Below are 15,678 nucleotides of genomic sequence, written 5' to 3'. Positions count from 1 at the left end.
GTCAGCGAATGGTCACCGTCTCCAGGTCGACCTCCGCGCGGGAGATGTCCCGGGCGTCCGCCGTGGTCGAGCGGCGCAGCGCCTCGTGCAGGGTCGCGGGGGTCAGGACCCCCAGGAAACGGCCCACCGCCGCCTCGTCGATCACGGCGATCCAGCCGGCGTCGTGCTGCAGCATCGTCGAAAACGCCTGCTTAAGAGAGGCGCCTACCGGCAGCCAGGCCTCCATGCGGCGGGCCTGATCGCGCACGGTGCCGTCGCTCAGGGTGTGTTCGGCCGAGATCCAGCCGTGCAGATGGCCCTCTTCGTCGAGTACGACGGCCCAGTGGGCGCCTTCCGCGCTCAGCTGCGCCGCGGCCTCGCCGAGCGGGTCGTCCAGGCGTACCACCGGCGGCTGCTGCAGATCGCCCTCCTCGATGGGGGTGACCGAGAGCCGCTTCAACCCACGGTCCGCACCTACGAAATCCGCCACATAGGGAGTGGCGGGGGCGCCGAGAACGGCGGCAGGTGCGTCGTACTGCTCGATACGTCCGGCGCCGTAGACGGCGATGCGGTCACCGAGCCGGACCGCCTCCTCGATGTCATGTGTGACAAAGAGCACGGTCTTGCGCACCGCCGCCTGCAACTTGAGGAATTCGTTCTGCAGATGCTCGCGGACCACCGGGTCGACGGCGCCGAAGGGCTCGTCCATGAGGAGCACCGGCGGGTCCGCGGCCAGTGCGCGGGCCACACCGACGCGCTGGCGCTGGCCGCCGGAGAGCTGCTCGGGGTAGCGCCCGCCGTAGACGGACGGGTCGAGGCCGACCAGGTCGAGGAGCTCGGCGGCGCGCTCACGGGCCTTGGAGCGCTTGACGCCGAGGAGATGCGGGACGGTCGCGGTGTTGTCCAGAACCGATTTGTGCGGGAACAGGCCCACTTGCTGGATGACATAGCCGATCCGGCGCCGCAGTTCGACCGGGTCGACGGTGGATATGTCCTCGCCGTCCAGGTGGATATGGCCCGAGGTGGGTTCGATGAGCCGGTTCACCATCTTCATCGTGGTGGTCTTGCCGCAGCCCGAAGGGCCCACAAGCGTGACCAGTTCGCCCTCGGCAACCTCGAAGGACAGGTCGTCGACGGCCGTGGTGCCGTCTGCGTAGCGCTTGGTGACGTGCTCGAACCGGATCATGGCTCCCCATTGTGGTGGGCGTTCTGTGAACCTCATGTTGCTGCAAGACGACGGCTCTCGGCGATTGTCAGTGCCGGGGTTTAGGGTCGCCAGACATACGACGGATGTACGGACGGGCGTACGAAGGTGTTCGGGGGAGGCGGGCGGGCGATGGCCGAGCAGAACTGCCTGGTCACCAATGACTGGCTGTGCGGGGAGTACGTCCGCTCCCGCGGCCAGGAGTTGGTCGACGCCACGGTCCAGCACATCGGCATCACGGCCGCGTCGGTGGTGATCGGGCTCGCCGTGGCCTTCCCGCTCGCCCTGCTCGCGCGCCGCAGCCGCACCTTCGCGGGACCGGTGCTCGGGGTGACCACGGCGCTGTACTCGGTGCCGTCGCTCGCCATGTTCTCGCTGCTGCTCCCGGCGTTCGGGCTCTCCGTGGCCCTGGTCGTCACCGGCCTGGTGCTCTACTCCCTGACGATCCTCGTGCGGAACATCCTGGCGGGGCTCGAGGCGGTCCCCGAAGAGGCCAGGGAGGCGGCCCGCGGGATGGGTTACGGACCGGGGCGGCTGCTCTGGGAGGTGGAACTCCCGCTCGCGCTGCCCGCGTTGCTCGCCGGCGTGCGCATCGCCACGGTCTCCACGATCGCCATGACGACCGTCGGCGCGATCGTGGACTTCGGCGGCCTTGGCGGCCTGATCATGTCCGGCCTGCGCAGTGACTTCAAGGCGCAGGTGCTGACCGCCTCGCTCCTGTGCGTCCTGCTCGCGATCGCCGCCGATCTGCTTCTGCTCGCCCTGCAGCGGTGGCTGACCCCCTGGACCCGAATACGGACGGTGCGTGGCGGCCCCCGCGCCGAGCGCACACCGAAGGTGACGGAGCCCGCATGAACGCGATATCGGGTGCCTTCGACTGGCTGGCCGACGGTGCCAACTGGCAGGGCGAAAAGGGCGTCTGGAACCGGCTGGCCGAGCATCTCGACTTCAGCGGGACCTGCCTCGCCGTCGCCTGTCTCATCGCGCTGCCCGTCGCGCTCGTGCTCGGGCACATCGGCAAGGGGGGTGCGCTCGCGGTCAATATCTCCAATGTGGGGCGCGCCGTTCCCACGCTCGCGGTGCTCGTCCTGCTCTCGCTCACCCCGCTCGGCAAGCTCGGCGATCTGCCCACCCTGATCGCCCTGGTGCTCTTCGCCGTGCCGCCGCTGCTGACCAATGCCTACGTCGGTATGCGCGAGGTGGACCGTGCGGTGGTGGAGGCGGCGCGCGGCATGGGCATGAGCGGCCGCCAGCTCTTCCTGAAGGTGGAACTCCCGCTGGCCTACCCGCTGGTCATGACGGGCCTCCGTTCCGCCGCGGTGCAGGTGGTCGCGACGGCGACGCTCGCCGCGATGGCGGGGGAGGGCGGCCTCGGCCGGATCATCACGGCCGGCTTCAACCTGCAGGACACTCCGCAGGTCGTCGCCGGTGCGGTTCTCGTCGCGGCGCTGGCTCTCCTGGTGGAGGGGGTTCTCGTGGCCCTTGGCAAGTGGTTCGATCCGATGCGGCGCAGGGCCGCGGCGTAAGGCTCCGCCGGGGTATGCCGCCGGGGTACGGGCCCGTCGTGCGATGCTCCGCCGCGCGACGCTCGCGCAGTGCCGCCTAAGCGGCGCCGCGTAAGTAGTGCCACGTAAGTGATGTAAAGCGACTTCAGACGTCATACGACAGCGAATGGTGGTTCCCCATGAAGAAGTTTCCGCACGGCATACGGACGGCCGCCGCCGCGGCCGCCGTGGTCGGCCTTGCCGCGGGGCTGACCGCCTGCGGCGGCGACAGCCTTGAGAACAAGGGCTCGGAGAAGGGCGGTGGCGGCAAAAAGGGCTCCCTGGTGGTGGGTTCCGCCGGCTTCACCGAGTCCAAGGTGCTCGCCGAGCTCTACTCCCAGCTGTTGAAGGACGCCGGATACGGCACGTCCATCAAGACCGTGGAGAACCGTGAGCTTTACGAACCGTCCCTGGAGAAGGGCGACATCGACGTAGTCCCCGAATACGCCGCGACGCTCGCCGAATTCCTCAACGCCAAGAAGAACGGCCCGAAGGCGAAGCCGGTCGCCTCCAGTGACGTCGAAGCCACCGTCGCCGCCCTGGAGAAGCTGGCCGGACCGCGCGGACTGAAGGTCCTGCCCGCGGGCGCGGCGGTCGACCAGAACGCCTTCGCGGTGAGCAAGGAATACGCGCAGAAGAACAAGCTCAAGTCGCTTTCCGACCTCGGCAAGGCAAAGCTGAAGGTGAAGATCGCGGCCGGTGACGAGTGCGAGGTGCGGCCGTTCTGCGCACCGGGTCTGAAGAAGACGTACGGCATCGACGTCGCGGGCGTCGACCCCAAGGGCGTCGGAACCCCGCAGGCCAAGCAGGCCGTCAAGGACGGCGAGGACCAGCTCGTCCTGACCACCACGACGGACGCGACGCTGGAGAACTACGACCTCGTCCTGCTCGAGGACGACAAGAAACTGCAGAACGCCGACAACATCCTCCCGGTGGTCAACAGCAAGGAGGCGGGCGACAAGGAGATCGCCGACGTACTCGCGAAGCTGACCGAGACGCTGTCCACACAGGATCTCGTGGAACTCAACCGCAAGGTGGACGCGGAGCGGGTCAAGGAAGCCGACGCGGCCAAGGAGTACCTGGAGTCCAAGGGGCTCATCAAGAAATGATCTTGAGCTGACCCGCAAAGGGCCTCAAGTGGTGGGGGATGGCGGTTGGTTGCCGCTTGAACCGTATGGGGCGTACGTAACCACAAGGGAACAGATTCCCGGGCGGGGGTTCGTCCGCTCTGCACGCGCGGTAAGTTTCTGGCCATGCCACGTGGACGTCACCGCCATTCCCCACCCCTGCACAGGCTGCTTCCCCCCTCGACGGTCGCCGGCGTATCGCTCGTCTGCGCCGCCGGAGCTTGGCTGGTCGCGGAACCCGTGGTGCTGCGCGGCCTGGTCGGCGCGGCCGCGGCCGCGGCCGTCGTGGGTTCGGTCGTCATGCGCCGCTGGGACCGGCTCGCCGGCAAACGCGTCGCGGAACTCACCCGGGCCCGGGCGAGCGACGAGTGGAAGCACGACGAGCGAATAGCCGAGCTGGAGTCCGACCTCGACGAGTCGCGCGAACTGCGCGGCAAGCTCGAGGGCAAACTCCGCTCCAAGCGTGCCGAACTGGCCGCCCTGCGCAGCGAACACGCGGCGCTCCTGCGGCGGTACGCCACCGCGGAGACCGAGCGGGCCAGCGCGCTCGAAGGGCGCCGCCGCCTCGCGATCGAGGCCGCCGCCCCGGCGAAGGCCCTGCCGCCCGCGGGCGCGGACACCGCGAACCGGACCCCGAGCCCCGCGCTCTATCTGCGCGCAAGCACGGCACTTGAGCGCCTGGAGCGCAACGCCGCGGCGCAGCAGAACAACGCGGCCGCCGCTGCCGCCTCATCGAACGGTGCGGGAAGTGCCGCCGGCGGCGCGTCCCGTGAGGAGGTCGAGGCCGCGCAGGGGAAGCCCGGGGCGGTCGACGCTCACGAGCGCCCGGCCGCCGCACCCCAGGGCCCTCGGCACTACTCCGTGCCCGCCGCCGCGGCGGTGGTACCGCACGCTCCGGTACGACGTACCGCCGTGGGCGGATTCGACTTCTTCGGTACGCAGACGGGGCCGGCGGCGAAGGCGGTGCAGGCGGGCCCGAGCCCGGCCGCCATCGAAGCCGTACGCGCCGTGCAGGACGAAGACCTCGCCGATGTGGTGGGCGAGGAGGCGCTGGCCGCCCACAGGGCGGAACTGGGGGCGCGCGAAGAGCTGGGCGAGACGGGGGAACCGGGCGAGGCCGGGGAGCCGGGTGAGGCGGATGCGCAGGGCGTGGAGCATGGCTCGGGCACGTCGTCGTCGGCGCAGCGCGGCCCGGTGGGAGAGGTCATCGACCTGACCGCCCACGACGACACCGAGCAGATCGATGTGGCGGATCTGCGCAGCGCGATCTCGTAGCCCGATCTCGTAGCCCGATTTCCCGGCGCGGTTACCTGCGGCGGTGACGGCGGTGGCGATTGTTGCGGCTGTGGCTGTGGCTGGGGCGAACTCGTGGGGGACTTCTACGGCTTGGCCATCCACCGGTCCGGCCGTGCCGTCCGGCGGCCCGTTCGCGAGCGGTCGGCCTGTGACTGGAGCAGCGCGGACGCCTCGGTGGTGTCGCGCAGCCGGGCCGTGACCGAGGTGTTCGCACCGGTTTCCACATGGATGTCCGCCACGCCCTTGTGGCGTTCCCAGGGGCCCTGAGTCAGTCGCACACTCTGCACCTTCGCGTGCGGGACCAGGGCGAGGGTGCGGCTGAGCAGTCCGTGCCGGGTGGCGAAGACCGTCTCCGTCACGGCCAGTCCGTGGCCGCGCCACCAGATCGGTACGCACCACGCGGAGCGCGCCGGGGGCCGGAACAGCTCGCGCGGGACCGTGACCCCCGGCAGGATCCGGGCGATCACCGACTCCGCGAGCGCACGCGGGGCGACCGGCACCAGAATGCTGTTGGACGAGCCCGCGACATCCAGCTCGACCCGCACCCAGCCGCGCCGCCGCCACAGCAGCGGCTCCACGATGCGCACCGCCTGCACACGGCCCGGCGGCACCGTCTCGTGAGCCTTGTCGAGCAGCCCGTGGTCGAGCCGCAGCCCGTCGGGGGATTCGCCGACCTTCCAGTCGTACTCCTTGATGAACCGTCCCACCGTGCTCGCGCCCGCGGCTCCGAGCAGCGGCAGGCCCGTGCCGATGAGCAGTCCGACGCTGTGTGTGGCCAGCCACAGCAGCGGCGGCACGGCGAGGGCGGCGATGAGCAGCACCCAGGTCGTGCCCGACAGGAGCAGGGCGACGGCCAGCTGGCGCGGCGGCACGTGGACCAGGTTCGCGACCGGGGCCTCGCCGACCTCGGAGGCCGACTCGGGGGCGAACCCGGCGGCGCGGGCGAGGAGTTCGGCCCGCAGGGCGCTCGCGTCCTTCTCGCTCAGGTACGCCAGCTCGTCCTTGGAGTCCGTGCCGATGACGTCCATCTTGAGCTTGGCGACGCCGAGGAAGCGGGCCAGGAGCGGCTGGTTGACATCGACGGCCTGCAACCGGTCGAGCCGGATGTGCGCGGTGCGCCGGAAGAGCAGGCCGGTGCGGATGCGCAACTCCGTGTCGGTGACGGCGAAGTGGGTGAACCACCAGGTCAGAAAGCCGTAGAGGGAGGCCGCCAGGACGAGGAGTATGCCGCCGATCAGCAGGGTCTCGGCGGCCAGATCGGACACCCGGCGATACGCGCCGTCCGGATCGTGGACCGCCCAGCCGGCCCCGACGGCCATCGGCGCCCAGGCGCGGCGCAGCGGCGTGACGGGGTGAAGACGACGCTCCGGTACGGGAGACTCCTCGGCGCCCGGCTCGTCCGGTCCTTCCGGGTGTGGCTGGTCTGCGTCCGGTCCTTCCGGGTGCGGCCCCGCGACCTGCTCCGGCTCCTTCGCGTGCCGCACCTCGTCCGGCCCTTCCGCGTGCCGCCCCGCGACCTGCTTCGGCTCCTTCACGTGCCGCCCCACGTCCCCGTCTTCCGCGCCGCTCACAGCCCCGCCGATCGTGCTTCGCCCAGCTCCGTGAGCCGGTCGCGCAGTCGCTCCGCCTCCTCGGGGTCGAGGCCGGGAATGGTCGCGTCGGTCGCGGCCGCGGCGGTGTGCAGCTGCAGGCTCGCCAGGCCGAACTTCCGCTGCAGCGGCCCGGATTCGACCTCCACGAGCTGCATCCGGCCGTACGGCACCACGGTCTCCTCGCGCCACAGGACCCCGCGCTGGATCAGCAGGTCGTCGGCGCGCTCCGCGTACCGCCACGAGCGCCAGTTGCGCGCGAGCATCGGCCAGCCCCACACCAGGAAGAAGGCGGGTACCGCCGCGAAGGCCGCCCAGACGGGGCCCGCGAAGATCCACAGCAGCACTCCGGTGGCCACGGTCAGGGGCACCATCCACACCACGAGCAGCAGCCGCCGCAGCCGGAGCATGGACTCGGGGAGCCCGTTCCATACCGGTTCGTCGGGAGTCGTCCGTGGGGCCGTACTGGAAGTCATGCCCGTCTCCCTCGCGTATCCGTCTCGGTATCCGTCCCCGTCTCCATCAATGTGCCCTCCGTACGAGAGACTGTTCGCCATGAGTCCCAAGACGGAGACCATGGTTGGTATCGGCGGCGCCGCGGAGAGTACCGACATGGTGCTCAACATCGGCCCCCAGCACCCGTCCACACACGGCGTCCTGCGCCTGCGCCTGGTCCTCGACGGTGAGCGTATCCAGCAGGCCGAGCCGGTGATCGGCTATATGCACCGGGGCGCCGAGAAGCTCTTCGAGGCCCGCGACTACCGGCAGATCGTGATGCTGGCCAACCGCCACGACTGGCTCTCCGCCTTCTCCAACGAACTGGGCGTGGTCCTCGCCGTCGAGCGGATGCTCGGCATGGAGGTCCCCGAACGCGCGGTGTGGACGCGCACGCTGCTCGCCGAGCTGAACCGCGTGCTCAACCATTTGATGTTCCTTGGCTCGTACCCGCTCGAACTGGGCGGAATCACCCCGGTCTTCCATGCCTTCCGGGAGCGTGAGGAGCTCCAGAACGTCATGGAGGAGGTCTCCGGCGGCCGGATGCACTACATGTTCAACCGGGTCGGCGGCCTCAAGGAGGATCTTCCGCTCGGTTGGACGTCGCGGGCCCGTGCCGCGGTTGCCTCGGTGCGCTCACGCATGGACGTCTACGACCGTCTGGTCCTCGGCAACGAGATCTTCCGCGGCCGTACGCGGAACGTCGGCGTCCTTACGCCCGAGGCCGTGCACGCGTACGGCGTGAGCGGTCCGATCGGCCGTGCCTCCGGGGTCGACTTCGATCTGCGCCGGGACGAGCCCTATCTGGCGTACGGCGAGCTGCAGGACGTCCTGAAGGTCGTGACCCGGCAGGAGGGCGACTGCCTGGCCCGCTTCGAGTGCCTCCTGGAGCAGACCCATGTCGCGCTCGACCTCGCCGACGCCTGTCTCGACCGGATCGCGGACCTCCCGCCGGGGCCGATCAACCAGCGCCTGCCCAAGGTCCTCAAGGCCCCCGAGGGCCACACCTACGCCTGGACCGAGAACCCGCTCGGCATCAACGGCTACTACCTCGTCTCCAAGGGCGAGAAGACCCCGTACCGGCTGAAGCTGCGCTCGGCCTCGTACAACAACATCCAGGCCCTGACCGAACTGCTGCCCGGCACGCTCGTCGCCGACATGGTGGCGATCCTCGGGTCACTGTTCTTCGTCGTCGGCGACATCGACAAGTAGGGGCTCCGCGCCCGCCCGGAGGCCGACCGGCTGCAGGAGCCAGCCGAAGTCGCCGAGGCCGCCGGATGCCGTGAGTTCGGCTGCCTCGCCGGCGGTGGCGAGGGCGCGTACGTACGCCGTGGGATCCGTGGACGCCAGGGACAGCGGGGGGCGGCCGCCCGACACCCCGAGCGCGGCGAGGGCCTCGCGCTGGGTCAGCAGGAGCGCGTCGGGGCGGGCGCAGGCGTCGAGCGCCACATGGGCCGTGATGTCGCACGAGCCGTCCGGCACGGGGCGGCACTCGCGGCCGTCACGGAAACCGGTCAGCGTGCCGAACGCAGGCCGCGCCACGCGCGCGTGGCAGTAGTCCACGGCCACCGCGAGGCCCCGCTCCAGGCCCGCGACGGCGCTGGCCCAGGCTTCGTCCCTGGGGCGCCCGATTTCGGCGCGCAGACCGGGCTCCCCACGCGCGCCGGGTTCCTCGCGCAGACCGGGCTCCCCGTGCGGGCCGGGTTCCGCGCGGGCGACGGATTCCCCGTGCGGGCCGGGTTCCGCACCGAGGGGCCACCATCGCTCCAGCCACCGCGCGTCTGCACCGCCGGGCGTGGGCTCGGGCCCCTGGGTCTCGCTGCCGTCCTCCCGTACGAGCACCAGGCGCGGCACTCCGCGTGCGTCCGTCTCGACGACGTCGAGCGGGACGTTGTCGAGCCATTCGTTGGCGAAGAGCAGCCCGGTGACGCCGTGCGGGAGGGAGGCCGTCCACTCGATCCGGGGATCGTCGAGCGCCTCGGGGCGGGCGGCGCGCTCCACGGCGTACGCACGCACGCGTGCCGCGACTTTTGCGGGCAGCGCCTCAAGGACCCCCGTTGTCAGCTCGCCGCGGCCCGCGCCGACATCCACGAAGGCGAGTTCGGCGGGCGCCCCGAGGGCGGCGTCCACCCGGCACAGGAGCCGGGCCACGGCCGCCGCGAACAGGGGTGAGGCGTGCACCGACGTACGGAAGTGGCCCGCGGGCCCCTCGGGCCGCAGATAGAACCCGGCGGGTCCGTAGAGCGCCTCCTCGGCGGCCACCCGCCAGCCGCGCGCCCCGCACGCGTCAAGGCCCGCAGTCCCTGCCTCAAGGCCCGCACGCTCCACGAGTCACCCTCTCCCGCGCTCTTACCGCGCTCTTTCGTACCTATGACGTTTCCGGTCGTCCCACCGCAAAGGCTAGGCGCCCTCCACCTTGGGGAGTACGAGCCGGGAGCCCGGATCGAACCTGCGGTTGACCCACGCACGTATGCCGCGTACCTACGCTGGGTTATGTGCAGCGCCTCTACGACTTCCTCCGCAGACACCCGACGGGCGTCGACTCCTTCTGGGCCGTCGCGCTGTTCCTGGTGTCCCTGGTGGGCATGGCGTCGGTGGCGAACGGCGAGGGGCATGCTCCGGAGGTCCTCACCGCCCTGCTCATCGTCGTCCTGAACGTCGCCGTCGCGCTGCGGCGCAAGGCGCCGGAGAAGATGCTGCTGCTCGTGGCCGCGGCGGGCGTCGCCCAGGTGGTCCTGGACGTACGCACGATGCCCGCCGACTTCGCGATGCTCGTGCTGATCTACACGGTGGCGGCGGAAGGCGCCTCCTGGGCCCGCAGACTCGCGCTCGTCGGCGGGCTGCTCGCGGCGCCGATCGCCCAGGTGCGCTGGTTCAACGAGCACACCGGCGTCTGGGGCAACATCCTCTTCGCGGGCTTCTCGATGGTGCCCTTCGCGCTCGCCTGGACCCTCGGTGACTCCATCCGCACCCGGCGCGCCTACTTCGCTCAGCTCGAAGAGCGCGCCGCCCGCCTTGAACAGGAGCGCGAGGCGCAGTCCAAGGTCGCGGTGGCCGCCGAGCGCGCCCGGATCGCCCGCGAGCTGCACGACGTCGTCGCGCACAACGTCTCGGTCATGGTGGTGCAGGCCGACGGCGCCGCGTACGTCCTGGACACCTCCCCCGACCAGGCCAAGAAGGCCCTGGAGACGATCTCGGGCACCGGCCGTCAGGCGCTCGCCGAGATGCGCAGGCTGCTCGGCGTGCTGCGCACCGGCGAGCAGCGGGAGAGCGGCGAGTACGTGCCGCAGCCCGATGTCGAGCAGATCGACGAACTGGTCGAGCAGGTACGGAACTCGGGCCTCACCGTCGACTTCAAGGTCGAAGGCACCCCGCGTCCGCTGCCCAGCGGCGTGGAGCTCACCGCGTACCGCATCGTGCAGGAGGCCCTCACCAACACCCGTAAGCACGGCGGCGAGAACGCGGGGGCGAGCGTGCGCATCGTGTACTTCGACGACGGCCTCGGCCTGCTCGTCGAGGACGACGGCAAGGGCGCCCCACACGAGTTGTACGAGGACGGCGGCGCGGACGGGCGCGGCCACGGACTCATCGGGATGCGGGAGCGCGTCGGTATGGTCGGCGGCACCCTGGACGCGGGCCCGCGTCCGGGCGGTGGCTTCCGGATCAGCGCGCTGCTGCCGCTCAAGCCCGCCCATTGACGCCCGCTGACACCTGTCAGCCCCGCTCGGCCCCGCCGCTCGACCCGCCCGCCAAGCTCCTCGCCCGTCCCCGCTCAGCTCCTCGCCCGTCCCCGCTCAGCTCCTCACCAGTCCTGCTCCTCCCGGAGGGAACCCGGAATGCCGATCCGCGTAATGCTCGTAGATGACCAGGTGCTCCTGCGCACCGGCTTCCGTATGGTCCTCGCCGCCCAGCAGGACATGGAGGTCGTCGCGGAGGCCGGGGACGGTGCCGAGGCCATCGAAGTGCTGCGGTCCACGGCGGTCGACGTGGTCCTGATGGACGTACGGATGCCGAAGCTGGACGGCGTCGAGGCCACTTCCCGTATCTGCGCGCAGCCGGACCCGCCGAAGGTGCTGATCCTGACCACTTTCGACCTGGACGAGTACGCCTTCTCCGGGCTCAAGGCCGGGGCCTCCGGCTTCATGCTCAAGGACGTGCCGCCCGGTGAACTCCTCGCCGCCATCAGGTCGGTGCACAGTGGCGACGCGGTCGTGGCGCCCTCCACCACCCGGCGTCTGCTCGACCGCTTCGCGCCGATGCTGCCGCAGAGCGGACCGCAGCCGCAGCACAAGGAGCTGGAGCGGCTCACCGAGCGCGAGCGCGAGGTGATGATCCTGGTCGCCCAGGGGCTGTCCAACGGCGAGATCGCGGCGCGCCTGGTGCTCTCCGAGGCGACGGTGAAGACCCATGTCGGCCGCATCCTCACCAAGCTGGGCCTGCGCGACCGGGTCCAGGTGGTGGTGCTCGCCTACGAGACGGGCCTGGTGCGGGCGGGAGGCGGGGCGTAAACCGTGCTCCTGTGGATCAACGGCCCTTTCGGGGGCGGCAAGACGCAGACCGCGTACGAACTGAACCGCCGCCTCCCCGGCAGCGTGGTGTGCGACCCGGAACGGCTCGGCTTCGGCCTGCACCGGATGCTGCCGCCCGGTCTCCGCGGTGACTTCCAGGATCTGGCGGCCTGGCGCCAGGGCGTCTTCGAGGTGCTCGACCTGACCTTGAGGAAGTACGAGGACGGCCCGGTGATCGTGCCGATGACGGTGGTGGAGCCCGCCTACTTCGCCGATACGGTCGGGCGGCTGCGCGAAGCCGGCCACGACGTACGGCACTTCGCCCTGCTCGCGTCCCGGGAGACGGTCCTGCGGCGGCTGCGGGAGCGTGGCCTCGGGCACGTCGTGCAGTACGTCGCAGGCAAGGACGCACCGCTGCGCCGTGAGTCCTTCGCGGTGCGCAAGCTCGACCACTGCCTGGAACGGCTCGCGGAGCCCGGGTTCGGGGAGCACCTGTGGACGGACCGCGTCACGGTCCCGCAGGTCGCCGACCACATCGCGGCAGCCGCGGGCCTGCGCCTCGCGCCGAACACGGACGGGCCGGTACGGCACTGGCTGCGCAAGGCGGGTACGGGAATCCGGCACATCCGGTTCGACTGAAGCCCTGAAGCTCGGCCGGAGCTCGGCTGAAGTTCGACTGAAGTTCGACTGAACTCGGGCCGCTTCGGGTGGGTTTCGGCAGCGCACCCTCGATTACCGCAGTACGCCCTCGATGAAGTCGCTGCCGAGCCGGGCGACGGCCGTGAGGTCCAGCTGGTGCAGGACGTAGCGCCCCCGGCGGCGCGTGCTGATCAGGCCCGCCTTCTTCAGGGCGGTGAGATGGCGGGAGATCTCGGGGGCGCTCAGGCCGTATGTGTCCACCAGCTCGCTGGTCGTGTGCGGGCCGCGCGCCAGACTGCGGCACAGCCGCATCCGCACCGGGTGCGCCAGCGCCTCCATGCGCTGCTGCACGTCCTGGACGGTGAGCGTCTGCGGCGCCTGGTGCCCGGCCACCGGGTACTGGAGCACCGGCCGCCAGCCGACGGGGTGGGCGAGCGTGAGATGGGGGCGGCCGAAGACGGTCGGCAGCAGTGTGACACCGGGGTCGTCGGGGTCGGCGAAGGCCGAGGCCCTGCCCGTCGTGAGCTTGTCGATGTGGACGCGCTGTCCGTCCTCGTCCAGGCGCAGCGCAGGGGACGCGGCGGTGAGCGCGTCCGCCAAACCCTTGTGGCGCAGGAGTTCCGTCTTGTGCCGGGCGTCGGCGGCGAGCTGCACCCTGACCCGCTCCCAGGCGTCCCCGAAGAAGGCCTGCTCGCAGTCCTCGAAGAGCCGCCGCAGCCAGGCCCGCAGACCGTCCGGGTCGAGCAGCATCCGGCCCACGAAGGCCGCTTGCCGCGGGCCGCGCGCGGCCGCCTGCTCGCGTACGCGCCTGCGCTGGTCCTCGTCGACGAGCGGGGACGGTGTGGAGATCTCGTACCGGCCCGTGCAGGTGATCTCGAAGGCGGTGGCCACGAACGTCTCGTCGTCGATGCGGTCCAGCTGGTCGAGCTCATCGGCGAGGGTGTCACCGGGACGGGCCGGCAGCAGCAGGTCGCAGCGGATGGACGACCACAGGAACTCCGCCTCGCACAGGCGGTCGGCCAGGTCCGGCTTGAGCGCCGAGGCGGTCGCCGTGGCCCAGCCGTGCAGGGCGGGGTGGTGCGCGGGCTCCGCGAGGACATGCAGCGCGGAGCCGAGCTCGGCCAGTGGCGAGAGCGCGAAGACGATGCGCTCCTGGGGCAGCCCGTGAAGGTCGAGAACGTTGGCCATGGCCCCATCCTGCCCGCTCCGCGCGAGGCGCTCGGCGTCGATTGACGGGAGCCGTCAATCGACGCGACAGCCGCTTCCCACCTGGGCAGTCTTGAGGCATCGAAGAGAACGGGCTTTCCGCGGGGCCCTCTCACCCACAGCCCGAGCAAGCCTCAGAACCACCCGAGAGGTGACCTGTCATGAGCATTACGCAGCAGTACATGATCGACTCCTACCGCGCCGCCCAGCACGGCACCCCGCAGCCGCCGGCCCCCGGCCGGAACGAATGGCAGGTGCTGCGTGAACTGCGCGACCGCCGCCGGTTCGAGGCCGTCACTCATGAACACGCGGCACACGGGCGGCTGCGCCTGGCCCTGGCCCGCTTCTTGAGGGCGGGACGAGCAGGGCGGGCGGCCCACTAGGCGGGGTACGGGGAAAACGGCCCACTAGGCGGGTCACGGGGTGCGGCGTACGGAGTTCCCGGGGTACGGGGGTCCCCGGGGCCCGTCGTCGGTTTCGTTCGTACGAGGCTCCAGAGCCGCCGTATCTCGGACGAGGGTCCAGAGCCGCCGTATCTCGGACGAGGGTCCAGAGCCGCCGTATCTCGGACGAGGGTCCAGAGCCGCCGTATCTCGGACGAGGGTCCAGAGCCGCCCGTAGTTTCGGACGAGGGTCCAGAGTCGCCGTAGTTTCGGACGAGGGTCCAGATTCGCCGTAGTTTCGGACGAGGGTCCAGAGTCGCCGTAGTTTCGGACGAGGGTCCAGATTCGCCGTAGTTTCGGACGAGGGTCCAGAGTCGCCGCAGTTTCGGACGAGGGTCCAGAGTCGCCGCAGTTTCGGACGAGGGTCAGAGCCGTCGTACGAACTCCGCCACCGCCGCGATCACGTCCTCCGCCTTCCACTCCAGGCCCGGCTCCGCCACCGTGACCTCCGTGACGGCGAGTCCGGGCGGTCCGTCCGCCGTCCAGCGCCGGAACAGGGCGGTGCCCGTCTCCTCGGCCTGGGCGACGGAGGCCTCGTTCAGGACCTCGGCGGCATACGGCAGCCAGACCTGGAACTGGTGCGTGTGCGGCACTTCCGGATGCACCCGGGCCCAGGGCACACCCGCCTTGGCGAAGCCCTCGCGCAGCGCTTCCGCCACCACGCGCGCGTGCGCAACGTACGACGGCAGCTTGGGGAGTTCGCGCTCCAGGCCGAGCAGGGCCGAGAGTGCCGTCGGGAACTGCTGGAAGAGCTGGCCGCCGTACCGGTGCCGCCAGGTGCGGGCCTCCGCCACGAAGGACGCGGGCCCGGCGAGGGCGGCGCCGCCGAGGCCTTCCAGCGACTTGTAGAACGAGACGTACACGCTGTCCGCGAGCGCCGCGATCTCGTCCAGCGGGCGCTCGAAGTGCGGGGTGCACTCCCAGAGCCGGGCCCCGTCGAAGTGCACGACGGCATCGCGCTCACGGGCGGCCTCGACCACATCGGCCAGCTCTTCCCAGGAGGGCAGTACGAAACCCGGCTCTCTAAGCGGGAGTTCGAGCATCAGCGCCCCGAAGGGCTCCTCGAAGTCCCGCACTTCGTCCGCGTCCGGAAGCCGTGGCTCGGCGGTGAGGTGCACCGTCCGCAAGCCGCTGACCGCCCCGAACGCACCGCGCTCGTGCCGCTCCGGGTGGCCGAGCGGGTGCAGTGCCACCGTCGCGTTCCCGGTGCGGCCCGCCCAGCAGCGCAGGGCCACTTGCTGCGCCATGGTGCCGGTGGGGAAGAACGCCGCGTCCTCCTTGCCGAGGAGTGCGGCCACACGGTTCTCCACCTCCGCGACGACTCCGTCGCCATAGAGGTCGACCGTGCGCTCCAGGTCGTACACCTGCGCCGCGTCCGCCGCGAGCCGGGCCAGTCGCTCCCCGATCACGGCGTCGGCCCCCGGCCGCGCGAGGATCCGCCGGGCCGCGCGCAGCGCCGCGAGCCGCCGCTCCCGCTCGTCGGGAACGTCTGGGCCGGTCCCGGCCCGTTCGGCCCTCGATCCGGCCCCGGATCCGGATCCGGCCCCTGATCCGGTCCTTGATTCGGTCCCCTCGGGGGAGTGCTGCTCGGTCTCCTCGGGGGAGTGCTGCCCGTTCTCGCTCATCCACAGATACTCGCGCACCGGCT

At 71.0% G+C, this 15,678-nt stretch carries 15 protein-coding genes; 9 read left to right on the top strand and 6 right to left on the bottom strand.

The window, feature by feature from the left end; all coding sequences use genetic code 11:
• Position 1 precedes the first annotated feature (1 nt).
• On the bottom strand, positions 2-1,165 hold the full coding sequence (locus tag ACFQVC_RS29370) for an ABC transporter ATP-binding protein (RefSeq protein WP_381836200.1): 1,164 nt from the start codon (positions 1,163-1,165) through the stop codon (positions 2-4).
• A gap of 150 nt (positions 1,166-1,315) precedes the next feature.
• Between ACFQVC_RS29370 and ACFQVC_RS29365 the strand changes: the two genes are divergently transcribed.
• The 4 genes from ACFQVC_RS29365 to ACFQVC_RS29350 all read left to right on the top strand — a co-directional run bounded on the left by ACFQVC_RS29365 (position 1,316) and on the right by ACFQVC_RS29350 (position 5,129).
• The gene (locus ACFQVC_RS29365; RefSeq protein ID WP_381836198.1) at positions 1,316-2,038 is read left to right on the top strand and encodes an ABC transporter permease; all 723 of its coding nucleotides are present in this window, start codon (positions 1,316-1,318) and stop codon (positions 2,036-2,038) included.
• Positions 2,035-2,709 carry an ABC transporter permease gene (locus tag ACFQVC_RS29360; RefSeq protein WP_381836197.1) on the top strand — a complete coding sequence of 225 codons (675 nt, stop codon included), beginning with the start codon at positions 2,035-2,037 and terminating at the stop codon, positions 2,707-2,709. Before ACFQVC_RS29365 ends, ACFQVC_RS29360 begins: the two co-directional genes overlap by 4 nt.
• Positions 2,710-2,867: 158 nt before the next feature.
• Positions 2,868-3,836, top strand: a complete 969-nt coding sequence (locus ACFQVC_RS29355; protein WP_381836195.1) for an ABC transporter substrate-binding protein — start codon at positions 2,868-2,870, stop codon at positions 3,834-3,836.
• Positions 3,837-3,980: 144 nt separating this feature from the next.
• Entirely contained in the window at positions 3,981-5,129 is a 1,149-nt protein-coding gene (locus ACFQVC_RS29350; protein ID WP_381836193.1) for a hypothetical protein, read from the top strand.
• A gap of 104 nt (positions 5,130-5,233) precedes the next feature.
• Here the strand turns inward: ACFQVC_RS29350 and ACFQVC_RS29345 are convergent, their stop codons facing one another.
• Positions 5,234-6,634: a PH domain-containing protein gene (locus ACFQVC_RS29345; protein WP_381836442.1), complete on the bottom strand. Its 1,401-nt coding sequence runs from the start codon at positions 6,632-6,634 to the stop codon at positions 5,234-5,236.
• An 83-nt stretch (positions 6,635-6,717) separates the two neighbouring features.
• Positions 6,718-7,215 carry a PH domain-containing protein gene (locus ACFQVC_RS29340; protein WP_381836191.1) on the bottom strand — a complete coding sequence of 166 codons (498 nt, stop codon included), beginning with the start codon at positions 7,213-7,215 and terminating at the stop codon, positions 6,718-6,720.
• A 79-nt stretch (positions 7,216-7,294) separates the two neighbouring features.
• Here ACFQVC_RS29340 and ACFQVC_RS29335 point away from each other — a divergent pair, with 79 nt between their 5' ends.
• The gene (locus ACFQVC_RS29335; protein WP_381836189.1) at positions 7,295-8,446 is read left to right on the top strand and encodes an NADH-quinone oxidoreductase subunit D; all 1,152 of its coding nucleotides are present in this window, start codon (positions 7,295-7,297) and stop codon (positions 8,444-8,446) included.
• Here the strand turns inward: ACFQVC_RS29335 and ACFQVC_RS29330 are convergent.
• On the bottom strand, positions 8,411-9,562 hold the full coding sequence (locus tag ACFQVC_RS29330) for an SAM-dependent methyltransferase (RefSeq protein ID WP_381836187.1): 1,152 nt from the start codon (positions 9,560-9,562) through the stop codon (positions 8,411-8,413). The genes ACFQVC_RS29335 and ACFQVC_RS29330 overlap by 36 nt on opposite strands.
• Before the next feature lie 167 nt (positions 9,563-9,729).
• On the opposite strand from ACFQVC_RS29330, the gene ACFQVC_RS29325 reads away from it, so the two are divergent.
• From ACFQVC_RS29325 to ACFQVC_RS29315, 3 genes are all read left to right on the top strand, one after another.
• Positions 9,730-10,932, top strand: coding sequence for a sensor histidine kinase (locus ACFQVC_RS29325; RefSeq protein WP_381836185.1), 1,203 nt, complete (start codon positions 9,730-9,732; stop codon positions 10,930-10,932).
• 138 nt (positions 10,933-11,070) lie between these two features.
• Positions 11,071-11,742, top strand: a complete 672-nt coding sequence (locus tag ACFQVC_RS29320) for a response regulator (protein WP_381836183.1) — start codon at positions 11,071-11,073, stop codon at positions 11,740-11,742.
• A gap of 3 nt (positions 11,743-11,745) precedes the next feature.
• Positions 11,746-12,381, top strand: a complete 636-nt coding sequence (locus ACFQVC_RS29315; RefSeq protein WP_381836181.1) for an AAA family ATPase — start codon at positions 11,746-11,748, stop codon at positions 12,379-12,381.
• 93 nt (positions 12,382-12,474) lie between these two features.
• Here ACFQVC_RS29315 and ACFQVC_RS29310 read toward each other — a convergent pair whose 3' ends face one another.
• Positions 12,475-13,569, bottom strand: a complete 1,095-nt coding sequence (locus tag ACFQVC_RS29310; protein ID WP_381836179.1) for a DUF5937 family protein — start codon at positions 13,567-13,569, stop codon at positions 12,475-12,477.
• Between the two features lie 179 nt (positions 13,570-13,748).
• Between ACFQVC_RS29310 and ACFQVC_RS29305 the strand changes: the two genes are divergently transcribed.
• Positions 13,749-13,970 (top strand): hypothetical protein, encoded by a 222-nt coding sequence (locus ACFQVC_RS29305; RefSeq protein WP_381836177.1) that lies wholly within the window; start codon positions 13,749-13,751, stop codon positions 13,968-13,970.
• A gap of 425 nt (positions 13,971-14,395) precedes the next feature.
• On the opposite strand, the gene ACFQVC_RS29300 is transcribed toward ACFQVC_RS29305, so the two are convergent.
• A complete protein-coding gene (locus tag ACFQVC_RS29300) occupies positions 14,396-15,655 on the bottom strand; it encodes a threonine aldolase family protein (RefSeq protein WP_381836440.1) in 1,260 nt (419 codons plus the stop codon).
• Positions 15,656-15,678: the final 23 nt, after the last annotated feature.

Source organism: Streptomyces monticola, assembly GCF_042665355.1.
GTDB classification, from domain to species: Bacteria; Actinomycetota; Actinomycetes; order Streptomycetales; family Streptomycetaceae; genus Streptomyces; species Streptomyces monticola.
This window is presented reverse-complemented; position numbering and strand designations above follow the sequence as displayed.